The 18,067-nt window shown below is 55.8% G+C and carries 20 protein-coding genes; 11 read left to right on the forward strand and 9 right to left on the reverse strand.

Annotated elements, in window-relative coordinates; translation table 11 throughout:
• Positions 1-40: 40 nt before the first annotated feature.
• The 5 genes from VMH34_06335 to VMH34_06355 all read left to right on the forward strand — a co-directional run bounded on the left by VMH34_06335 (position 41) and on the right by VMH34_06355 (position 3,045).
• Complete coding sequence (locus VMH34_06335) at positions 41-724, forward strand: YggS family pyridoxal phosphate-dependent enzyme (protein HTT08391.1); 684 nt, start codon at positions 41-43, stop codon at positions 722-724.
• A gap of 58 nt (positions 725-782) precedes the next feature.
• Positions 783-1,607: a pyrroline-5-carboxylate reductase gene (gene proC, locus VMH34_06340; protein HTT08392.1), complete on the forward strand. Its 825-nt coding sequence runs from the start codon at positions 783-785 to the stop codon at positions 1,605-1,607.
• Entirely contained in the window at positions 1,607-2,188 is a 582-nt protein-coding gene (locus VMH34_06345; protein HTT08393.1) for a YggT family protein, read from the forward strand. Before proC ends, VMH34_06345 begins: the two co-directional genes overlap by 1 nt.
• A gap of 8 nt (positions 2,189-2,196) precedes the next feature.
• Entirely contained in the window at positions 2,197-2,481 is a 285-nt protein-coding gene (locus VMH34_06350; protein ID HTT08394.1) for a DUF167 domain-containing protein, read from the forward strand.
• A gap of 111 nt (positions 2,482-2,592) precedes the next feature.
• Positions 2,593-3,045: a DUF4426 domain-containing protein gene (locus VMH34_06355; protein ID HTT08395.1), complete on the forward strand. Its 453-nt coding sequence runs from the start codon at positions 2,593-2,595 to the stop codon at positions 3,043-3,045.
• A 7-nt stretch (positions 3,046-3,052) separates the two neighbouring features.
• Here VMH34_06355 and VMH34_06360 read toward each other — a convergent pair whose 3' ends face one another.
• Positions 3,053-3,826 (reverse strand): exodeoxyribonuclease III, encoded by a 774-nt coding sequence (locus VMH34_06360; protein ID HTT08396.1) that lies wholly within the window; start codon positions 3,824-3,826, stop codon positions 3,053-3,055.
• 50 nt (positions 3,827-3,876) lie between these two features.
• Here VMH34_06360 and pyrE point away from each other — a divergent pair, with 50 nt between their 5' ends.
• A complete protein-coding gene (gene pyrE / locus VMH34_06365) occupies positions 3,877-4,524 on the forward strand; it encodes an orotate phosphoribosyltransferase (GenBank protein ID HTT08397.1) in 648 nt (215 codons plus the stop codon).
• A gap of 111 nt (positions 4,525-4,635) precedes the next feature.
• Positions 4,636-5,301, forward strand: coding sequence for a hypothetical protein (locus VMH34_06370; GenBank protein HTT08398.1), 666 nt, complete (start codon positions 4,636-4,638; stop codon positions 5,299-5,301).
• 15 nt (positions 5,302-5,316) lie between these two features.
• On the opposite strand, the gene slmA is transcribed toward VMH34_06370, so the two are convergent.
• The 5 genes from slmA to coaBC are packed head-to-tail and all read right to left on the reverse strand — an operon-like array spanning position 5,317 to position 11,221.
• Positions 5,317-6,063 carry a nucleoid occlusion factor SlmA gene (gene slmA / locus VMH34_06375; protein HTT08399.1) on the reverse strand — a complete coding sequence of 249 codons (747 nt, stop codon included), beginning with the start codon at positions 6,061-6,063 and terminating at the stop codon, positions 5,317-5,319.
• Positions 6,060-6,959, reverse strand: a complete 900-nt coding sequence (gene argB, locus VMH34_06380) for an acetylglutamate kinase (protein ID HTT08400.1) — start codon at positions 6,957-6,959, stop codon at positions 6,060-6,062. Before argB ends, slmA begins: the two co-directional genes overlap by 4 nt.
• A 10-nt stretch (positions 6,960-6,969) precedes the next feature.
• Positions 6,970-9,549 carry a phosphomannomutase/phosphoglucomutase gene (locus VMH34_06385; GenBank protein HTT08401.1) on the reverse strand — a complete coding sequence of 860 codons (2,580 nt, stop codon included), beginning with the start codon at positions 9,547-9,549 and terminating at the stop codon, positions 6,970-6,972.
• 24 nt (positions 9,550-9,573) lie between these two features.
• Entirely contained in the window at positions 9,574-10,032 is a 459-nt protein-coding gene (dut, locus tag VMH34_06390) for a dUTP diphosphatase (protein HTT08402.1), read from the reverse strand.
• Positions 10,010-11,221 (reverse strand): bifunctional phosphopantothenoylcysteine decarboxylase/phosphopantothenate--cysteine ligase CoaBC, encoded by a 1,212-nt coding sequence (coaBC, locus tag VMH34_06395; protein HTT08403.1) that lies wholly within the window; start codon positions 11,219-11,221, stop codon positions 10,010-10,012. The genes dut and coaBC overlap by 23 nt, the downstream gene beginning before the upstream one ends.
• Before the next feature lie 120 nt (positions 11,222-11,341).
• On the opposite strand from coaBC, the gene radC reads away from it, so the two are divergent.
• Complete coding sequence (gene radC / locus VMH34_06400) at positions 11,342-12,016, forward strand: DNA repair protein RadC (GenBank protein HTT08404.1); 675 nt, start codon at positions 11,342-11,344, stop codon at positions 12,014-12,016.
• 16 nt (positions 12,017-12,032) lie between these two features.
• On the opposite strand, the gene gyrB is transcribed toward radC, so the two are convergent.
• From gyrB to dnaA, 3 genes are all read right to left on the reverse strand, one after another.
• Positions 12,033-14,498: a DNA topoisomerase (ATP-hydrolyzing) subunit B gene (gene gyrB / locus VMH34_06405; protein ID HTT08405.1), complete on the reverse strand. Its 2,466-nt coding sequence runs from the start codon at positions 14,496-14,498 to the stop codon at positions 12,033-12,035.
• A gap of 43 nt (positions 14,499-14,541) precedes the next feature.
• Complete coding sequence (dnaN, locus tag VMH34_06410; GenBank protein ID HTT08406.1) at positions 14,542-15,642, reverse strand: DNA polymerase III subunit beta; 1,101 nt, start codon at positions 15,640-15,642, stop codon at positions 14,542-14,544.
• 182 nt (positions 15,643-15,824) lie between these two features.
• Positions 15,825-17,183 carry a chromosomal replication initiator protein DnaA gene (gene dnaA / locus VMH34_06415; protein ID HTT08407.1) on the reverse strand — a complete coding sequence of 453 codons (1,359 nt, stop codon included), beginning with the start codon at positions 17,181-17,183 and terminating at the stop codon, positions 15,825-15,827.
• Between the two features lie 194 nt (positions 17,184-17,377).
• Between dnaA and rpmH the strand changes: the two genes are divergently transcribed.
• The 3 genes from rpmH to yidD are packed head-to-tail and all read left to right on the forward strand — an operon-like array spanning position 17,378 to position 18,065.
• Positions 17,378-17,512 carry a 50S ribosomal protein L34 gene (rpmH, locus tag VMH34_06420; protein HTT08408.1) on the forward strand — a complete coding sequence of 45 codons (135 nt, stop codon included), beginning with the start codon at positions 17,378-17,380 and terminating at the stop codon, positions 17,510-17,512.
• Between the two features lie 14 nt (positions 17,513-17,526).
• Entirely contained in the window at positions 17,527-17,871 is a 345-nt protein-coding gene (gene rnpA, locus VMH34_06425) for a ribonuclease P protein component (GenBank protein ID HTT08409.1), read from the forward strand.
• Between the two features lie 11 nt (positions 17,872-17,882).
• Positions 17,883-18,065 (forward strand): membrane protein insertion efficiency factor YidD, encoded by a 183-nt coding sequence (gene yidD, locus VMH34_06430; GenBank protein HTT08410.1) that lies wholly within the window; start codon positions 17,883-17,885, stop codon positions 18,063-18,065.
• Positions 18,066-18,067: the final 2 nt, after the last annotated feature.

Raw genomic sequence — 18,067 nt, forward strand, 5'->3', positions numbered from 1 at the left:
GCCGCTCCCTTTGCTCAAGTATATCGCCAGCATTGGAAATATGAACCCTTTTACCGCGTCTTTTCAAGCGGTACTGCAACAAATCGATCAAGCCGTCCGCGCGGCCGGCCGGCCGGCCGGATCGGTGCGGTTGCTGGCCGTCAGCAAGACCCAACCGGTGGAACGGATCCAACAGCTGGCGGAGTTGGGACAGCGCGATTTTGGGGAAAATTATGTGCAGGAGGCACTTCCCAAGATCAAAATGCTGCTCGACCTTGACCTGATCTGGCATTACATCGGCCGGATACAATCCAACAAGACCGCCGAGATCGCCCGGGTCTTTGATTGGGTGCACACCGTCGACCGCGACAAGACCGCCCACCGGCTGCACGAACAGCGGCCGACCGGGCGCATGCCGCTCAACGTCTGTGTGCAGGTCAACATCAGCGGCGAGACCAGCAAGTCCGGCGCGCCGCCGGATGCTGTTGAATCATTGCTGGGAACCGTCTCCCACTTGTCCAACCTGCGCCTGCGCGGGCTCATGGCACTACCCGCCCCGGAAACCGACACGCAGCGGCAACGTGTTGCCTGCGGTGTGCTGGCGAAAATTTACACCCGTTATCAGGATCACTATGGTCTGGACACGCTTTCCATGGGCACCTCCGCCGATATGCAGGCCGCCATACTGGAAGGCGCCACCTGCGTGCGCATAGGCACCGCACTCTTTGGCCCGCGCCGGCGGTAAGTCTGGCATTGTTATATACAGAATCCTGCGGGCCTGAGAAAATCCACGGCTTATGACCATCGCACCACCCCTCCTGGCATTCATCGGCGCCGGCAATATGGGCCGTTGCCTGATCGGCGGCCTGCTTGCCAATGGCTACCCGGCAACACGGATCCGCGCTGCCGATGCCGATGCGACGCAATTGGCCGCACTCAATCAAAGTTTTCCGGTCGCCACCACCACTGACAATGTCCAAGCCGCGAGCGGGGCGGACATCGTGGTGCTGGCTGTCAAACCACAACAAATGCGGGCGGTCGCCACCGCATTGGCGCCCGTGTTGGCCGCGCGTCCATCATTGGTGGTTTCCATTGCCGCCGGCATCGCCACGCGTGACCTCGCGCGCTGGCTGGGAACGTCATCCATTGTCCGTGCCATGCCTAACACGCCGGCGCTGATGCGCAGCGGCATCAGCGGCCTGTATGCCGCCCCAGGTGTCGGTGCTGCCCAGCGCGCGCAGGCGGAGAACATTCTGCGCGCGGTTGGGCTCGTGGTCTGGGTGGCCGATGAGGATTTGATCGACGCGATCACTGCCGTTTCCGGCGGCGGCCCGGCGTATTTCTTTTTAATCATGGAACTGATGCAGTCCGTGGCGCAGAAGCTTGGCCTGACCGCAGATCAGGCACGCACATTGGTGATCCAGACTGCGTCGGGTGCCGCGCGCATGGCGCGGGAAGGCGGCGCTGACGTCACCGTCCTCAGGGGGCGGGTTACATCCGCAGGCGGGACCACCGAGCGTGCCCTGCGTGTCATGCAGGAGGCCGGACTGGCGGAGATCTTTGATCGCGCGCTCACCGCTGCCAAGGCACGGAGCGCCGAGATGGCACGGCAATACGGGGAGGAGTAATGGCTGGCAATTATCTGGTCACGGCGCTGAGTTATGTCATTCAGACCCTGATGAGTCTGTACATCGGCGCGGTCATGGTGAGGTTTCTGCTGCATGTCGTCGGCGCCGACTGTTTCTATTACAACCCGCTGGCACGCGCGCTGGTCTCGTTCACCAATCCGGGATTGCGTCCGCTGCGGCGCATGGTGCCGGGCTACAAGGGCATAGATTGGGCGGCGGTGTTGTTGATGCTGGGTTTGCAGGCCATCGAAAGCCTGATCATCAGCGCCTTGTACGGGGTGATACCCTCGCCGTTGCCCCTGGCGTTGATTACCGCGGCGGAATTGTTTCGCATTTCGGTGTACGTGTTCATGACGGCCGTGTTGCTGCAGTGGGCCTTCAGCTGGCTCATGCCGCAGCAATACAATCCAGTGGCGGAGCTTGCTGAATTGCTGGCCGAGCCGATTTTAAAGCCCGCGCGGCGGTTGCTGCCCGCAATGGGCGGGTTCGACCTTTCCCCGATGCTGGCGTTTATTTTTCTGAATCTCACCCTGATCCTGCTCGTTAACCCGCTGTTCGACCTGGCCCGACAGATAGGCTGAGGAAGGTCATGCGCGAAGGGCGCGCGGCGGCGCTTATTTTGAACGTGCATGTCCAGCCCCGCGCCGGCAACACTGCATACGCAGGCCACTACGGTGAACGCATTAAGATCCGGCTGCAGGCGCCACCCGTGTCCGGTGCCGCCAATCGGGCCTTGATCCAATGGCTGGCGTCGGAATTCGACGTGCCCGCCTCGGCCATCCAACTTCTCAGCGGCAAAACGGGACGTGACAAGCGCTTGGCCGTCGTTCATCCCCGGCGATTCCCCCCATGGTTTTGCGATCCCCGCGACTGAGGCAAAAGAATTCTTTTGCTTTTGTGCGGAGCAACATCAAGGACGATGCGAAATCTTTTCCATGTGCATCGGTCTGCTATAGTTAACGGAACGGCGCGTCATGGAGGGAATATGCGTGCATTGATACGCAACTGGTGTGGTGTCAATTTGCTGGCCTTGCTGCTGGCTTTGCCCGGCGGTGCGACGGCCGAACAGTCCATGACCTTTGGCAATTACACCGTGCACTACAATGCCTTCGCCAGCGATTTGTTGCAGGCCGAAGTCGCCAAGCGTTACGGCATCAGCCGCAGCAAAGGCAAGGGCGTGCTCAACATCTCCGTGCTCAAAAAGACCGACACGGGCACGGTGCCGGTGAAGGCGGCCGTCAGTGCCACGGCGGCCAACCTGAGTGCCCAGCTGCGCACCATTAATTTGCGAGAAATCACGGAAAGGGATTCCGTGTATTACATCGGTGAGTTTGCGGTGAACAACGAGGAAACGCTCAAGTTCACACTGCAGGTAACGCCGGAGGGCGGCAAGGAGCCCTATACCGCCACCTTCGACCAGCAGTTTTTTACAGAGTAGCCTTGTCTCAAATTTTTAGGTCGTAGTCCATCGTCAGCGGGGCGTGATCGGAGAAGCGTTCGTCCTTGTAGATCAACGCGCCTTCAATGGCCTGACGCAGATCGGGCGTGACAATCTGGTAGTCAATGCGCCAGCCCACGTTCTTGGCCCAAGCCTGCCCGCGATTTGACCACCATGTATATTGCTCCTCTTTCTGATTGACCACGCGGAAGGCGTCGACATATCCCTCCTCGTCGAACACCTGGGTCAGCCAGGCGCGTTCTTCCGGCAGAAAACCGGAATTTCTCTGGTTACCGCGCCAGTTTTTTAGATCGATGTTGTGATGGGCGATATTCCAGTCGCCACAAAGGATGTAACTGCGCCCGTTGCGGCGCATCTTTTTCAGCACCGGCAGGAAGTGATCCATGAATGCAAATTTGATCCGCTGGCGCTCCTCGCCCGATGAGCCGGACGGCAGGTAAATCGATACGACGCTCAAATTGCCATAGCGCGCCTCGATATAACGGCCTTCCCGGTCCAGATCGTCCCTGCCCACACCTTCAATGATTCTATCCGGTGGCTTGCGGCTGTAAAGCGCCACACCGGAATAGCCTCTTTGCTCCGCCAGATGAAAATAACCGCTGAACCCTCGAGGATTCAGCACCTCCGGCGCCAGTTGATCGGCCTGCGCCTTGATCTCCTGCAAACACACGACATCGGCCCGTTGTTTCGGAAGCCAGGAAAAGAATCCCTTGCGCGCAGCTGAACGTATGCCGTTGACGTTAAGAGTAATGACCCGCACGGTTTGCTCCTTTAAGATGGGCGTACCACCGTACGGATACAGCCTACACCATGCACGACTACCAAAAGGAATTTATCGAGTTTTCGTTCAAGCATAACGTATTGTGCTTCGGTGAATTTGTGCTGAAATCGGGTCGCAAAAGTCCTTTTTTCTTCAATACCGGGCTGTTTAACACTGGCGCGGCGCTCGATCATATCGGCCGCTGCTACGCCAGGGTCATTCAAGATTCGAAACTGGAGTTCGACATGCTTTATGGCCCGGCCTACAAGGGCATTGCCCTGGCTTCGGCGACCGCCATGGCGCTTTGCCGCGATTACGAGCGCAGCGTGCCATACTGCTTCAACCGTAAGGAAAACAAAGATCACGGCGAAGGCGGTGCGATCGTGGGCGCGCCGCTCAAGGGGCGGGTGTTGATCATCGACGACGTCATTTCCGCCGGTACTTCAGTCAACGAGTCCGTAGGATTGATCACGGCGGCGGGTGCCACACCTGTGGGCATCGTGATCGCCTTGGATCGACAAGAGCGCGGCAGCGGGCATTTATCCGCCGTTCAGGAAATCGAGGAACGCCTGGCCTTGCGTGTCATCAGTGTCATCACCCTGGGCGTGCTGTTGGAGTACTTGGGCGGCAACCCGGCCATGCAGAAGGAGCTGCAAAGGGTGCGGGCCTACCGTACTCAATATGGGGTGGCGGGCTGAGGTTGACTGTTTTTGTACGGGAACTGAACAGGTATACTTTTCCGGCCTGAACTGAACCATGGCCCGGCGTTCTAAACTTTCTGTGCCGTTGACACATCGGGAGAAATATTCATGAATTTCCATCGCAATCGGCTGACCCTTTTGTTCCTCGCCGTGGGTTGTCTTGCGTCCTTTCCGGCCGCCGCCATAAAGTGCTGGACCAACAAGGAGGGCGTCAAGGAATGCGGCAACGTGGTGCCACCGGAATATTCGCAGCAGGAGACCACGCAAATCAACAAGGCCGGCATTGTGACTGGCAAAACCGAGCGTGCCAAAACTCCGGAGGAGATCGCCCAGGAAAAGGCCCAGGCCGATCAGAAGGCGGCGGAGGAGAGGGTCACGGCAGAACAGACGGCCAAGGATCGCGTGTTGCTGGAAACCTATAATTCCGAGGATGACATGGTCTTGGCGCGCGACGGCAAAATTGCGGACATCGGATCACAGATCAAGATCACTCAGAACTATATTGAAAAACTCAAGGGGGATTTGGACGCCCGCATTGCCCAGGCGGCGGATCTGGAGCGGCGCGGTGAAAAACCAAATGAAAAACTGCAGGCCGATATTGAGAGCGTGCGTGGACAGATCAAGAAAAATGAAGATTTTATCGTCAGCAAGAAAGAGGAACAGGATTCGGTCCGCAAACAGTTTGACGCCGATATCGCCCGCTATCGCGAACTGAAACAGAATGCCGGCAAGGTCCCCGCCCCGGCGGCCGCCGCGGACAAGACGAAACCATAATCTCTCACGCCGCGGTCACTCGAATAAGGCCGCGGTCAGCGCCGGCCAGATCTCCGGCCAGTAGGCGGTGGGACTGGAACGGAAGCCACTGCGCACGAATTCCGCCATTTTTCCCGCAGCATAGCCCATCAACAGACTGGCGGCGACAGGTGTCCCCACACGCAGTCGCGGTGCTCCGGTCAGCACCACGGTTCGCAGCCATTGGCGCAGTTCCGCCTCCAGCCGATCAAAGAACTGCGCCGCGCGATCACGCAGCCGTTCGTTTTCACCGGTCAACGCATCGCCAATCAGGATCCGGGTAATGCCCGGATTGCGTTCACTGAAACTGAGCAGCGCCAGAATCATCTGTTCGCAACGATCGATCACGCGGGGTTGTTCCGTCACCATGCGGTGGATGAAGCCGAAAATGGTTTCCTCGGCGAAGGCGATCAGTTCCTCAAACATCCGTGCCTTGCTGGGAAAGTGACGGTACAGCGCCGCCTCTGACACGCCCACGGCGCGGGCGAGCGCGGCCGTGGTGACATGATCGCCGGGACGGGCCTCCAGCTCCCGCGCCAGTGCCTCCAGGATCTCCCGCCGCCGCCCACCTCCTCGCCCGCCGTGGGCTTTGCCCACCCTTTTCCTGGAACCCTCCTCGGTTCGGTTACCGCCAGGGGTTTGTTGCGCATCCGGCGAAATCGAGATGGTGTTCGCCCCATTCCTGCGACCCGCCTCTTCCAAGCCGCCATCGATGTCCTGTTTCGTTCCCGCCGAAATGATCACGAGCGTCGTCCACGGATCAAGGTGCCTACGCCCTTGTCCGTAAAGATTTCCAGCAAAGCGGCGTGCTCTACGCGCCCGTCGATGATGTGCGCGCTTCCGACACCGGCCTGCACCGCCTCCAGCGCGGCACGCACCTTGGGCAGCATGCCGCCACTGATGGTGCCGTTGTCGATCAGCGTCTTCACCTGCCGGGCTCCCAGACCGGTCAGCAACTTGTCATTTTTGTCCCGCACGCCGACCGTGTTGGTCAGTAATATGAGCTTCTCCGCCTGCATCACCTGGGCAAGCTTGCAGGCCACCAGATCGGCATTGATGTTGTAGGACTGGCCGTTTTCACCCACGCCAATGGGCGCAATGACGGGAATAAAGTTGCCCTTGATCAGCAGATCAATGACGCCGGTGTCGATGCTGGCCACTTCGCCGACATGTCCGATGTCGATGATTTCAGGCGCGTTGAGCGCGGGGTTGTCCCTGGTGTATACCATTTTTCGGGCATGGATCAACGCGCCGTCCTTGCCGGTGAGCCCGACCGCCGTGCCACCGTGATGGTTGATGAGGTTGACCAGCCACTTGTTGACCAAACCACCCAGCACCATTTCGACCACGTCCATGGTTTCGTCGTCGGTCACCCGCATCCCGTCCACGAATTGTGACTCCTTGCCCATGCGTTTCAGGAGATCGTTGATCTGCGGCCCGCCGCCGTGCACCACCACCGGGTTCATGCCCACCAGTTTCATCAACACCACATCGCGGGCGAAACTTTTCTCCAGGACATCATCGACCATGGCATTGCCGCCGTATTTGATCACCAGCGTCTTGCCGTTGTAGCGTTTGATATATGGCAACGCCTCGGCCAGCACATGCGCCGTGGTCATGGCGTCTGAAGTCGTATTCATGCGCGTTATTTCAAAACGGCAGCTTGAGATCGGGATTGAGTTTCTGCAGCAGGGCGCGGAACCGGTTTTGGATGCCGGAGAGCGCCTTGGGATCGTCGCCCTCGAAACGCAGTATCAGACAAGGCGTGGTGTTGGACGGGCGGATGAGTCCCCATGCTTTTGGATAATCCACGCGCAAACCGTCAATGGTGCTGATCTCCGCCCCGTCAAACTTGGCTGTGGCGATAAGCTCCTTCATAAAAGCGGCATGTCTGTCCTCTGGCATGTCCAGACGCAATTCGGGCGTGGCCACCCCGCCCGGCAGCGCTGCAAAAACCTCCCGCGGCGGCCGGCCGGCCTTGATCAGGATTTCCAGCAGTCTGGCGGCTGAATATAGCGCATCATCGAAACCGTACCAGCGTTCGCGGAAAAAGATGTGCCCGCTCATTTCCCCTGCCAATGGCGCGCCGCTTTCCTTCAGTTTCGCCTTGATCAACGAATGCCCGGTCTTCCACATCACCGGTTTGCCCCCGCTCTCCTCAATGACTTGCTTGAGCGCACGGCTGCATTTCACGTCGTAAATGATTTCGGCACCGGGATTGCGCGACAAGACATCACGGGCAAACAGCATCATCTGCCGGTCGGGCCAGAGTATGTTGCCGTCGCCATCCACGACGCCCAGCCGATCGCCGTCGCCATCGAAGGCCAGTCCCAGATCGGCCTGCTGCTCGCGCACGACCGCGATCAGCGTCTTCAGATTTTCCGGTTGGCTGGGATCGGGATGATGATTGGGGAAATTGCCGTCAACATCGCAGAATAGTTCAAGCACGTCATGCCCCAGCGCCCGCAACAGTCGCGGCGCAACCCCGCCGGCAACGCCATTGCCGCAATCGACCACGATGCGCAAGGAAGCACCCAGCGCCACCGGTATGTCTTCGCTGATACGCTGGATGTATTCGGCGACAATCTCCGTATTTTGCAATTCACCATGACCCTCCGTGAGGTCATCATTGATCAACCGGCGGCGCAACGATTGAATGGCGTCACCAGCCAGCGTTTCATCATCCAGAATGATTTTGAACCCATTGTAGGAGGGAGGATTGTGGCTGCCCGTAATCATGACGCCATTGGAAGTTTCAAGATATTGGGTGGCGTAATACAGCACCGGCGTGGGCACCATGCCGATATCGATCACGTCGCGCCCCGAATCGCGCAAACCGCGGATCACCGCCTCCGTGAGTTCCGGGCTGGACAACCGGCCGTCGCGACCGATGATTACGCTTTGCTGGCCGCGTTCCTCGGCGGCGCTGCCAATGGCCTTCGCGATCTGATAGGCATGCTCCGTGGTCAATGTTTCGCCGACGACACCCCGTATATCATAGGCACGAAAAATCGACGGCGGCGGAATATGCTCAGGCGGCTCCTCCGATGCCTTGGTTGAAGCTTCGGGTTTGGGTGATTCATTTACCTCTATTTCAGCGGCCGGCGCAGGCTTTTCCTGCGCCGACTTCAACTTGCGTTCCAGCGACGCGGCCAGTTCTACCGACGCTGGCTTGACGACAACAGTGATGTCCTCACCCTCCGCGCCCTCCGAAATGGTCATTGGGGTGGCGTGGGTTCCCGGCGCAGCCTTGGGCAAATGGGGAATCAAGCGTTCCAGGCCTGGATGAACGCCCTGCATAATCGCCACGACCGCACCTCGTAATATCGCCGTCTCTCCATTTGCAATTCCCCCCACGGTTCGACGCCGCATAAAAACCACGATTACTGCGACCAGCGTCAGCGTAGCCAATACGCCCCCCGCCAAGAGCGGCCATTGAACGACGGAGATACTGGCAGGGGCCTGTTTGACCAAGGGGGCAAATCCAGTTGGGGCCCGCCAGTAAACGATTTCCCATTGACTGTTTTTCACCGGCGCGGTCACGGGGATCACGCCGGTCGGCGGGCCGTTGGCGCCACTTTGGGCCAAGGTTAAGGACTTGGGATTGGGCTGACGTAACTCGATATAGGCGTTGCTTGGCTTTACATCCGTCAAGGCTTGGGTCAATACGTCAGTACTGAAAGCCGCATGCACCACGCCCAGCATCTCGCCCCGTGTGCCGCGAACCCTTGCCATCATCACCATGTGCTGCGCCGGGGTGCCGAATAAATGCACTTCCGCGGGCACGGGGATGGTTGTTGTCTCCGCCACCCGCAACATGGACAGGGAGGCGTACGTCAGTGGTGGCGTGCTGGTATTGTCAGTATCGGTCAACCCCTTGGGTAATATGCGCACCTTGAGGGCGCCGGGGATCCTGGCGGTCAACTCGTTACTCTTCCCGTCCAATGCCGCACGATCATTTTGAGTCAGAGCAGCGACCACGGCTGGATCAGAAGCCGCCTTTTTGAGGGCTTCCGTATATGTCTGGAGTGCCGCCGCGAATTGATCCGCCAACGCGGCAGCGGCCTCTTTGTCCGCTGCCGTCTGTTCGTTCTGTGCCGAGGCGTGATACCGTCCGTAGACATAGACCCCGCTGCCAAGCATCAGCAACAGCACGATGGCCGCGAGAACGGCGATAATCAACGCACGCGGATCCCGTTCCGTCAGTTGCTCTTTAAACTTATCCAGCATGAATTGTCCCCGCGCCCGCCGGATTCACAGCCGGCCGGTGTGACCGAAACCGCCCTGCCCCCGCTCACTGGCGGTGAATTCCTCCACGACGGTGAACTCTGCCCGCACCACCGGCATAAAGACCAGTTGCGCGATGCGGTCCCCCGGTCGAATGTTAAAAGACTCGCGTCCGCGATTCCAGCAAGAAACGAAAAGCTGCCCCTGATAATCCGAATCGATGAGGCCCACCAGATTGCCGAGCACGATGCCGTGTTTATGACCCAAGCCGGAGCGCGGCAGTATGACCGCGGCCAGCTTTTCATCGGCGATATGAATCGCCATGCCGGTCGGGATCAACTGTGCCTCGCCCGGCTCCAGCATAATCGGGGCCTCCATGCAGGCGCGCAGATCGATGCCGGCGGCGCCGGCCGTTGAGTACGATGGCAGGGGGTAGTCGCGCCCCAAACGCACGTCGAGGATCTTAAGCTGGATACCGCGCATGATAGCGTTCCGCAATCAACGCCACCAATTGGCGCGCGAGCTTTTCCTTGGGGGCTGATGGCAATCGTCGTTCACCTTGACGCCAATAGACCGACAGGCTGTTGTCATCGCTTTCGAATCCCAAATCAGGCCGGCTTACGTCATTGGCGGCAATCATGTCCACCCCCTTTCTTTCCAATTTGGCGCGGGCGTTGACGGCAAGTTGTTCCGTCTCGGCGGCAAACCCCACGGTAAAAGGCGGCGCGGGCAGGCCCGCGACCGATGCCAAAATATCCGGATTGGGCACCAAGGTCAGCGTCAGCGGTTTGTTCCCGCGTTTCAACTTCCGTTCTCCTGTCGTGGCGCTGCGGTAGTCGGCGACGGCGGCGGCGGCAATGAAGATATTCGTGCCGGTCAGTTCCTCGGTAACCGCTCGCGCCATTTCCTTCGCCGTTGTCACGGCTACGCACCTCACCGTCTCCGGCGCCGCTAGGGCCGACGGGCCACTGATCAGGGTGACCGCCGCACCAGCTTCGGCACTGGCCCGTGCCACGGCGTAGCCCATTTTTCCCGAACTCCGGTTGCTCAGATAGCGTACGGGATCGATGGCCTCGCGCGTCGGCCCTGCGGTGACCAATACTTTTAACCCAGCCAGCGCATCGTTCATGAAGAGGGCATTCAGTGCTTCAATCAGTGGGCGGACTTCCAGCATCCGCCCCGGCCCGATTTCGCCGCACGCCTGTTCACCGTCTGCGGGCCCTAGTATTCCCGCACTGCGTTTCTTCAACATGTCCATGTTGGCTTGCGTGGCTGCCGCGAGCCACATCTGCTGGTTCATCGCCGGAGCCACCAGCAGTGGCGCGGCCGTCGCGAGACATACCGTGCTCAGTAGATCGTCGGCCAGCCCATGCGCGAGCTTGGCCACTATATCCGCACTTGCCGGCGCGATGATGACAGCATCCGCCCAACGTGCGATTTCGATATGTCCCATCGCCGCTTCGGCATTGACATCAAGTAAATCGGTACATACCGGCCGCCCTGACAACGCCTGCAAAGTCAGTGGTCCGATAAACTCACATGCGGCACGCGTCATTACCACACGAACCTGTGCACCGCTTTCCCGCAGACGGCGGGTCAGTTCAGCGCCTTTGTATGCCGCAATACCACCACTAATTCCGAGGACAATGCGCTTTCCCAGCAAGGCATTTATCATGATTTCCCGTGCCCCCATGTGCTGCTGTTTTTTGCGATTTTACCCAAAGCCGCATCATTCTTATACTTTCCCACGCAGTGATCATTTACACTCCTGCCACCGACTACTGAAGGCGTCCCCATGGCCATCACTGATTGGCCGAAAGAAGACCGGCCACGCGAGAAGCTTTTGCAGCGCGGTAGGCGGGCGTTATCTGACGTTGAATTGCTCGCCATCTTCCTCCGTACCGGAGTGCGCGGCCTTACCGCGATCGATCTCGCACGCGAACTTATACACGAGTTCGGCGGCCTGCGTGCGCTATTGGACACCGAGCCGGCGCGTCTGTGCCAGTATAAAGGTGTGGGGCATGCCAAGTATGTGCAACTGGCCGCGGCGTTGGAGCTCGGCTGTCGTTATTTGGAAGCGGGTCTGCAACGTGCGCAGGCGTTGTCGGATCCACGCGAGGCCCGCAATTATCTGCACGCGCGGCTCACGGGCTATGATCGTGAGGTTTTCGCCTGTCTGTTCCTGGATAACCGGCACCGTGTCATAGCCTTCGAGGAACTCTTCTTCGGCAGCATTGACACCGCCTCCGTCCATGCCCGGGAGGTGGTCAAAATGGCATTGCGCCACAATGCTGCAGCCGTCATTTTCGCGCATAATCACCCTTCCGGCGTCGCCGAACCCAGCCAGTCCGATCTGCACATTACCCGGCAGTTGCAATCCGCGCTGGCTCTAGTGGAGGTGCGTGTGTTGGATCACATCGTCGTCGGGGACACCGCGACCGTTTCGTTGGCGGAACGCGGACAGCTGTAACTGTCGCCGCAACTCATCAAGTATCGAGATTGGTCACTGCCAATGCATGTTTCTCTATGAATTCGCGGCGGGGCTCCACCTGATCACCCATGAGTGTTGAAAAGATTTCATCCGCGGCAACCGCATCTTCAATACGCACATGCAGCAGATTGCGGGCCGCGGGGTCCATTGTGGTTTCCCACAATTGCCCGGGATTCATTTCTCCCAAACCCTTATAGCGCTGTATGTGAGTGTTTTTCTGGGCGAGAGCAAGCAAGGTTTCCAGTGCCTGGCGGAGGGTATGCAGCGGCGTACTTTGTCCCCCGGCGCGTAAACGTGCCGTCGCCGGAAGCGGTTTTTCCAGTTTGTTGCCGAGCTGCGCGAGTTTCTTGTATTCGCCAGAGGCAAAGAAATCAGTATCAAACTCATTGACAGTATCGACGCCATGCATGGTGATCGCGACAGCAGCCTGCCATTCATGATTGCGGCGTCCTTGAACGATTTCCGTACGTACGCCGATTTGACTATCCACTCTCTGGAGCAGGCGCTCACGCAGTGTTTTTGACCAGACTTCCAGTTCGTCCTTCGTCGGCGTGCCTCCGCTGTCTGTCACCAAGGGCACTGTGCGCATGGTCTCTAGCAGCAGGGGGTCGTATCGTCGCGACAGACGCCGTAATATGGTTTGCAGCAGAAGATGTTCGTGGCCAAGTTCACGCAGCGCCTCGGTAGAAAGCGGTGGCGCCGTATCTGCCAGGCGCAGTTCGGCTTCTGCCAGCGCCATTTCCATGAAATAAGCGTCGAGTTCCTGCTCATCCTTGATGTACTTTTCCTGCTTGTTGTGTTTCATCTTGTACAGCGGCGGCTGGGCGATATACACGTGCCCGCGTTCGATTAATTCCGGCATCTGCCGGTAGAAAAACGTCAGCAGCAGTGTGCGAATATGCGAACCGTCAACATCCGCATCCGTCATGATGATGATTCGATGGTAACGAAGCTTGGCGGGGTCGTATTCCTCGCGGCCCACGCCACAGCCCAGTGCTGTGATGAGCGTGCCTACTTCCGCGGAAGATAACATTTTGTCAAAACGCGCCTTTTCCACGTTTAAGATCTTGCCTTTCAACGGCAAAATAGCTTGAAATTTCCGGTCTCGCGCTTGTTTCGCAGATCCTCCCGCGGAATCTCCTTCCACAAGATACAGCTCACATTGCGCAGGATCTTTCTCCTGGCAGTCCGCCAACTTGCCAGGAAGGCCAGCTATATCCAGGGCAGATTTGCGGCGTGTGAGCTCGCGTGCTTTACGCGCCGCATCTCTGGCGCAAGCGGCCTCTATCACTTTTTCAGTGATTATGCGGGCTTCTGCGGGCTTCTCCAGCAAAAATGCTTCCATCTTGTCGCCTACTATGGTTTCGACAATGCCCTTAACTTCACTGGATACCAGCTTATCCTTGGTCTGTGAAGAAAATTTTGGATCCGGCACCTTTACAGATAAAACTGCAGTAAGACCTTCACGAATATCCTCACCGGTCACCTCGATCTTGGCGCGACTCAATATTCCTCGTTTTTCCATGTACTGGTTCATCGTCCGCGTGAGCGCCCGGCGAAGTCCTTCCAGATGTGTGCCACCGTCACGTTGTGGAATATTGTTAGTAAAACAAAAAATATTTTCCTGGTATGCATCATTCCATTGCATGGCCAGTTCCATGGTGATCCCGTCTTTTGCTGAAGTTAAATAAATCACGCTCTCATGGATGGGCGTTTTTTTCTTATTGAGTAGTTCGACAAACGAGGCTATTCCACCAACGTATTGAAATCGGTCGTCTTTTCCTGTCCGTTCATCAATGAGCCTTATTAACAATCCGGAATTCAAAAAGGAAAGTTCACGCAACCGCTTGGCAAGAATGTCATAATGGAACTCAACATTTTTAAAAATCGCTTTGCTGGGTAGGAACCGTACTTCTGTTCCGCGCTTATCCGTATCTCCAGTAAACGTAAGCGGCGCTATAGGAACACCAAGATGAAACTCTTGATAATACTTTTTGCCATTCCGGTAAATAGTTAACCAAAGCGTTTCCGATAAGGCGTTTACTACTGAAACTCCGACGCCATGTAACCCGCCTGAAATCTTGTAGGAGTTATCATCGAATTTCCCCCCGGCATGAAGCTCTGTAAGGGCTATTTCCGCAGCGGAGCGTTTTCGTTCATCGTCTTCCTTGATTTCAGTGGGAATGCCGCGCCCATCGTCTATAACAGATATAGATTCATCACCATGAATAGTAACCGTGATTTCTTTACAAAATCCCGCCAAGGCTTCATCTACACTATTATCAACAACTTCAAAAACCATATGGTGCAGGCCGGTTCCATCATCGGTATCACCGATATACATCCCGGGGCGTTTGCGTACTGCATCCAACCCCTTCAATACCTTAATACTGGAAGAGTCGTACGATGTGCCATTTGATTTGGCCGGGCCGCCCCCATTGCTGTTTTCTGGTTCCACCATTAACTTCCTTTTCCTATTTGTTCCACGTGAAACATCGATGATTTTATAACCGCATGGGCATAATTACATATCTGCTGGTCTCATCGCCTTTTGCATATATTAGGCAGCTCTTTTCCGGGGAGGAAAATTCTATTTGCGCTTTTTCGCTTTTAATTGCCGATAGCGCGTCCAGCAAATACACCACATTGAATCCTATCTCCATTTCCTGGCCTTCATATTCGACTTCGATATCTTCTTCGGCTTCTTCTTGATCCGGATTATGAGCCAAGGCCTGTATCACCCCCTTCTTCAAGGTAAGACGAACCCCGCGAAACTTCTCATTAGATAAAATCGATGTCCTGGCTAGTCCCTGTCGCAATGCTTCACGGTCGGCAACTACCACCTTATCTCCCTTGGCTGGTATAACTCTCATGTAATCCGGGAATTTCCCATCCACTAATTTCGTAGTTATTTCTTGCTGTTGGATAATTACACGAATATGATTTTGACTTACTTGAATTTCTGCATCTTCTTCCTGCTCCGATAACATGTGCCACAATTCTATTATTCCTTTTCTGGGCACAATAATCTGCACCGTCTCTTTTGCTCCCGTCATATGGACTGCCTCACTTAGAGCAAGGCGATGACCATCCGTAGCTACCGTACGGATCCGTTGTTCGCTGAACTCCATAAGCATGCCGTTGAGATAATAGCGTACATCCTGATGGGCCATTGCAAATTGAGTGTCCCCAATCAGCCCCCGCAGGGTTACCGCAGGCAACTTAAATTTTAAGTAGGGCTGTATTCCACCTAACGTTGGATAATCTGTCGCTGATAATACCGAAAGTGCAAAGCGGCTGCGCCCGCTTCGAACTTGTGCGCGGTTATCCTTCACCTCTAAATGAATCTCCGTTTCCATCGGTAGTGCTTTACAAATATCAATGAATTTTCGCGCAGGTATTGTTATTGCTCCTTGTATTTGCACTGGATTTTTAATGTGCGAAACCACCTCTACTTCCATGTCCGTGGCACTTAGTGTGACTCTGTCCTTATCCGCTACCATTAGAAAATTGTTAAGTATTGGCAATGCCTGGCGTCGCTCTATAACACTATTAACAACCTGCAGTGGATTTAACAATAGTTCACGGTTAATGGTTATCTTCATAACTTATTCCTTAAGTTCAATCATAATTTATTATTATTGGTCTTAAACAAATGGGGGATAGTTAATATTATTAAATAAAATCAATGCCTTGGTTAGATAATTGCATCTTTACGATTGTTAATAACCTGTGGTCTATCTTTGTCGAAATACTCTCATTATGAAAAATACACGTGATATATACATCAAGATGATAGAGTTCTCCCCAGATTGGTGTGATCTTCACAAATACGGGGCTCGGATTTAATTAAATCACTAATTTTTCTACAGGCGTGCAGTACAGTTGTATGATCGCGCCCCCCAAAGGCATCACCGATCTCCGGGAGACTATGGCTGGTTAATTCCTTGCATAAAGACATGGCCATTTGCCGGGGTCTTGCAATAGAACGGCTGCGCCGTTTTGATAGTAAATCAGACACTCTGATCTTGTAATATTCGGCCACCGTTTTTTGGATGTATTCAATAGTGACCATCTTCTCTTGGAGGGCCAAGAGGTCTTTTAAAGCTTCTCGGGCGAATTCTAAGCTGATGGGTTTGCCTTTGAATCTTGCATTGGCGACGATTCTGTGTAGTGCGCCTTCAAGTTCACGTATATTGGAACGAAAGCGCTTGGCAACGAAGAATGCCACTTCGTTGGGAAGTTCAATCTGAGCATGCGCAGCCTTGCTCATGAGGATGGCGACACGAGTTTCAAGCTCCGGAGGTTCGATGGCAACGGTAAGACCCCAGCTAAACCGTGACTTGAGACGTTCCTCGACACCGGTAACTTCCTTGGGGTAACGATCGCAGGTGAGAACTATTTGCTGCTGGCCCTCCAGTAACGTATTGAAAGTATGAAAAAATTCTTCCTGCGAGCGTTCCTTGCCGGCGAAGAACTGAATGTCATCGATTAATAACGCATCAACTGACCTGTAGTATCGTTTAAAATCGTTGATGGCGTTGTGCTGCAACGCTTTCACCATGTCTGCGACGAATCGTTCAGAACGGAGATATACCACTTTTGCCTGTGGGCGAGCCCCGATAATGGCGTTGCCTATGGCATGCATTAAGTGAGTCTTCCCCAGGCCCACACCACCGCAGATGAACAGGGGATTGTAGGCAGCACCGGGGTTCTGGGCCACCTGTATGGATGCCGCGCGGGCAAGTTGGTTGGATTTGCCCTCGACGAAGGTGTCAAAGGAATATTGGGTATTGATGCTTGATGTAAATCCCCCGGAATCTTTGGTGATTTTCGATTCGCTGGCCTTTGTATTGGCCGGGCTGACGGAATGGGGGGGGGCGGAATTATTGTCAGGCTGCGTGGTGCTGCCGACGCCAATTTCTACTGAGAAATGTTGTCCCCGCTCTAGGTCGTTTACGATCTGCGCGATGGAGTTTATATATTTGTTTTTAATCCAGTCCACCACAAACCGATTGGGCGCCAATAATCTCAGTATATTGCCGTCCACTGCCGCCTGCAGGGGTCGTATCCAAGTGTTGAATTGTTGTGGTGGAAGTTCGCCCTCCAGATGTTCAATGCACTGTTTCCAAACATCGTTTTTCATTTTTAGATCTGACCTGCCGGAAGGAAAACGTTAAACCTTAACCTACGTCTTCAGATTATACTTATTTAGCGGACTTATCCACATATTCACACCGCTTTAATCTTCATTGACGGATGGTATGTCGGGATTGACAGTGCCCCCCCCAAACCTTAGGATGCGCCGCCTCAAACTTGCCGGGAAAATAACAGGACACTATGAAGCGCACCTACCAGCCGAGTAAACTTAAGCGCAAGCGCCTTCATGGATTTCGTACGCGCATGAAAACCCGTGGTGGCCGGGCCGTGCTTAAATCCCGCCGAGCCAAGGGCCGTGCCAAGCTCAGCGCGTAGTTTTTGGCGCGACCGTGCATTATCAGCCGCAGCTTACGCGGAAAGATTTCGAGAAAATTCACACCCAGGCCGACTGGAGGTATAAAGCCGCAGGTTGCGCTGCCAGTGCCTGCCGCAATCAGTTCGAGAAAGCCCGTTTGGGGTTGATTGCCGGTAAAAAGCCGCTGCCGTTGGCGGTCTCGAGAAACCGGTTCAAACGCATTGCCCGGGAAGTTTTCAGGGCATATCAGCAGAAACTGCGCGGGCTCGATGTAATCATCACGGCGCGCGCGCCAGTGCAGGATTTGCGAGCGAGCGAACTCAAGACCTCCTTGGAACAACTACTTTCCAAACTAACCGCGTGCGCAAGCTCCTCATAGTCTTGATTGATGTGTGGCGGGGTCTGATCGGGCCGCACTACGGCCCGTGTTGCCGCTACCTGCCTACCTGCTCGGCATATGCACGGGAGGCCTTGGTCCGCCATGGCCTCTGGCGCGGCACTTGGCTCACAATCCGAAGGCTGGCCCGCTGTCACCCATGGGGTGGTGCCGGCGTCGACGCCGTGCCTAGGTAATA

It is taken from the genome of Gammaproteobacteria bacterium (genome assembly GCA_035501935.1).
Taxonomy (GTDB): Bacteria; Pseudomonadota; Gammaproteobacteria; order JAJPIJ01; family JAJPIJ01; genus JAJPIJ01.

What these genes read in the sequence shown, in the direction of transcription:
- VMH34_06350 (HTT08394.1), top strand. Translation starts at nt 2,197, where the DNA reads ATGCGCGAAGGGCGCGCGGCGGCGCTTATTTTGAACGTGCATGTCCAG.
- radC (HTT08404.1), top strand. Translation starts at nt 11,342, where the DNA reads ATGGCCATCACTGATTGGCCGAAAGAAGACCGGCCACGCGAGAAGCTT.
- gyrB (HTT08405.1), bottom strand. Translation starts at nt 14,498, where the DNA reads ATGGTGGAACCAGAAAACAGCAATGGGGGCGGCCCGGCCAAATCAAAT.
- dnaN (HTT08406.1), bottom strand. Translation starts at nt 15,642, where the DNA reads ATGAAGATAACCATTAACCGTGAACTATTGTTAAATCCACTGCAGGTT.
- VMH34_06385 (HTT08401.1), bottom strand. Translation starts at nt 9,549, where the DNA reads ATGCTGGATAAGTTTAAAGAGCAACTGACGGAACGGGATCCGCGTGCG.
- rpmH (HTT08408.1), top strand. Translation starts at nt 17,378, where the DNA reads ATGAAGCGCACCTACCAGCCGAGTAAACTTAAGCGCAAGCGCCTTCAT.
- VMH34_06345 (HTT08393.1), top strand. Translation starts at nt 1,607, where the DNA reads ATGGCTGGCAATTATCTGGTCACGGCGCTGAGTTATGTCATTCAGACC.
- pyrE (HTT08397.1), top strand. Translation starts at nt 3,877, where the DNA reads ATGCACGACTACCAAAAGGAATTTATCGAGTTTTCGTTCAAGCATAAC.
- dnaA (HTT08407.1), bottom strand. Translation starts at nt 17,183, where the DNA reads ATGAAAAACGATGTTTGGAAACAGTGCATTGAACATCTGGAGGGCGAA.
- VMH34_06355 (HTT08395.1), top strand. Translation starts at nt 2,593, where the DNA reads ATGCGTGCATTGATACGCAACTGGTGTGGTGTCAATTTGCTGGCCTTG.
- VMH34_06370 (HTT08398.1), top strand. Translation starts at nt 4,636, where the DNA reads ATGAATTTCCATCGCAATCGGCTGACCCTTTTGTTCCTCGCCGTGGGT.
- argB (HTT08400.1), bottom strand. Translation starts at nt 6,959, where the DNA reads ATGAATACGACTTCAGACGCCATGACCACGGCGCATGTGCTGGCCGAG.
- coaBC (HTT08403.1), bottom strand. Translation starts at nt 11,221, where the DNA reads ATGATAAATGCCTTGCTGGGAAAGCGCATTGTCCTCGGAATTAGTGGT.
- VMH34_06335 (HTT08391.1), top strand. Translation starts at nt 41, where the DNA reads ATGAACCCTTTTACCGCGTCTTTTCAAGCGGTACTGCAACAAATCGAT.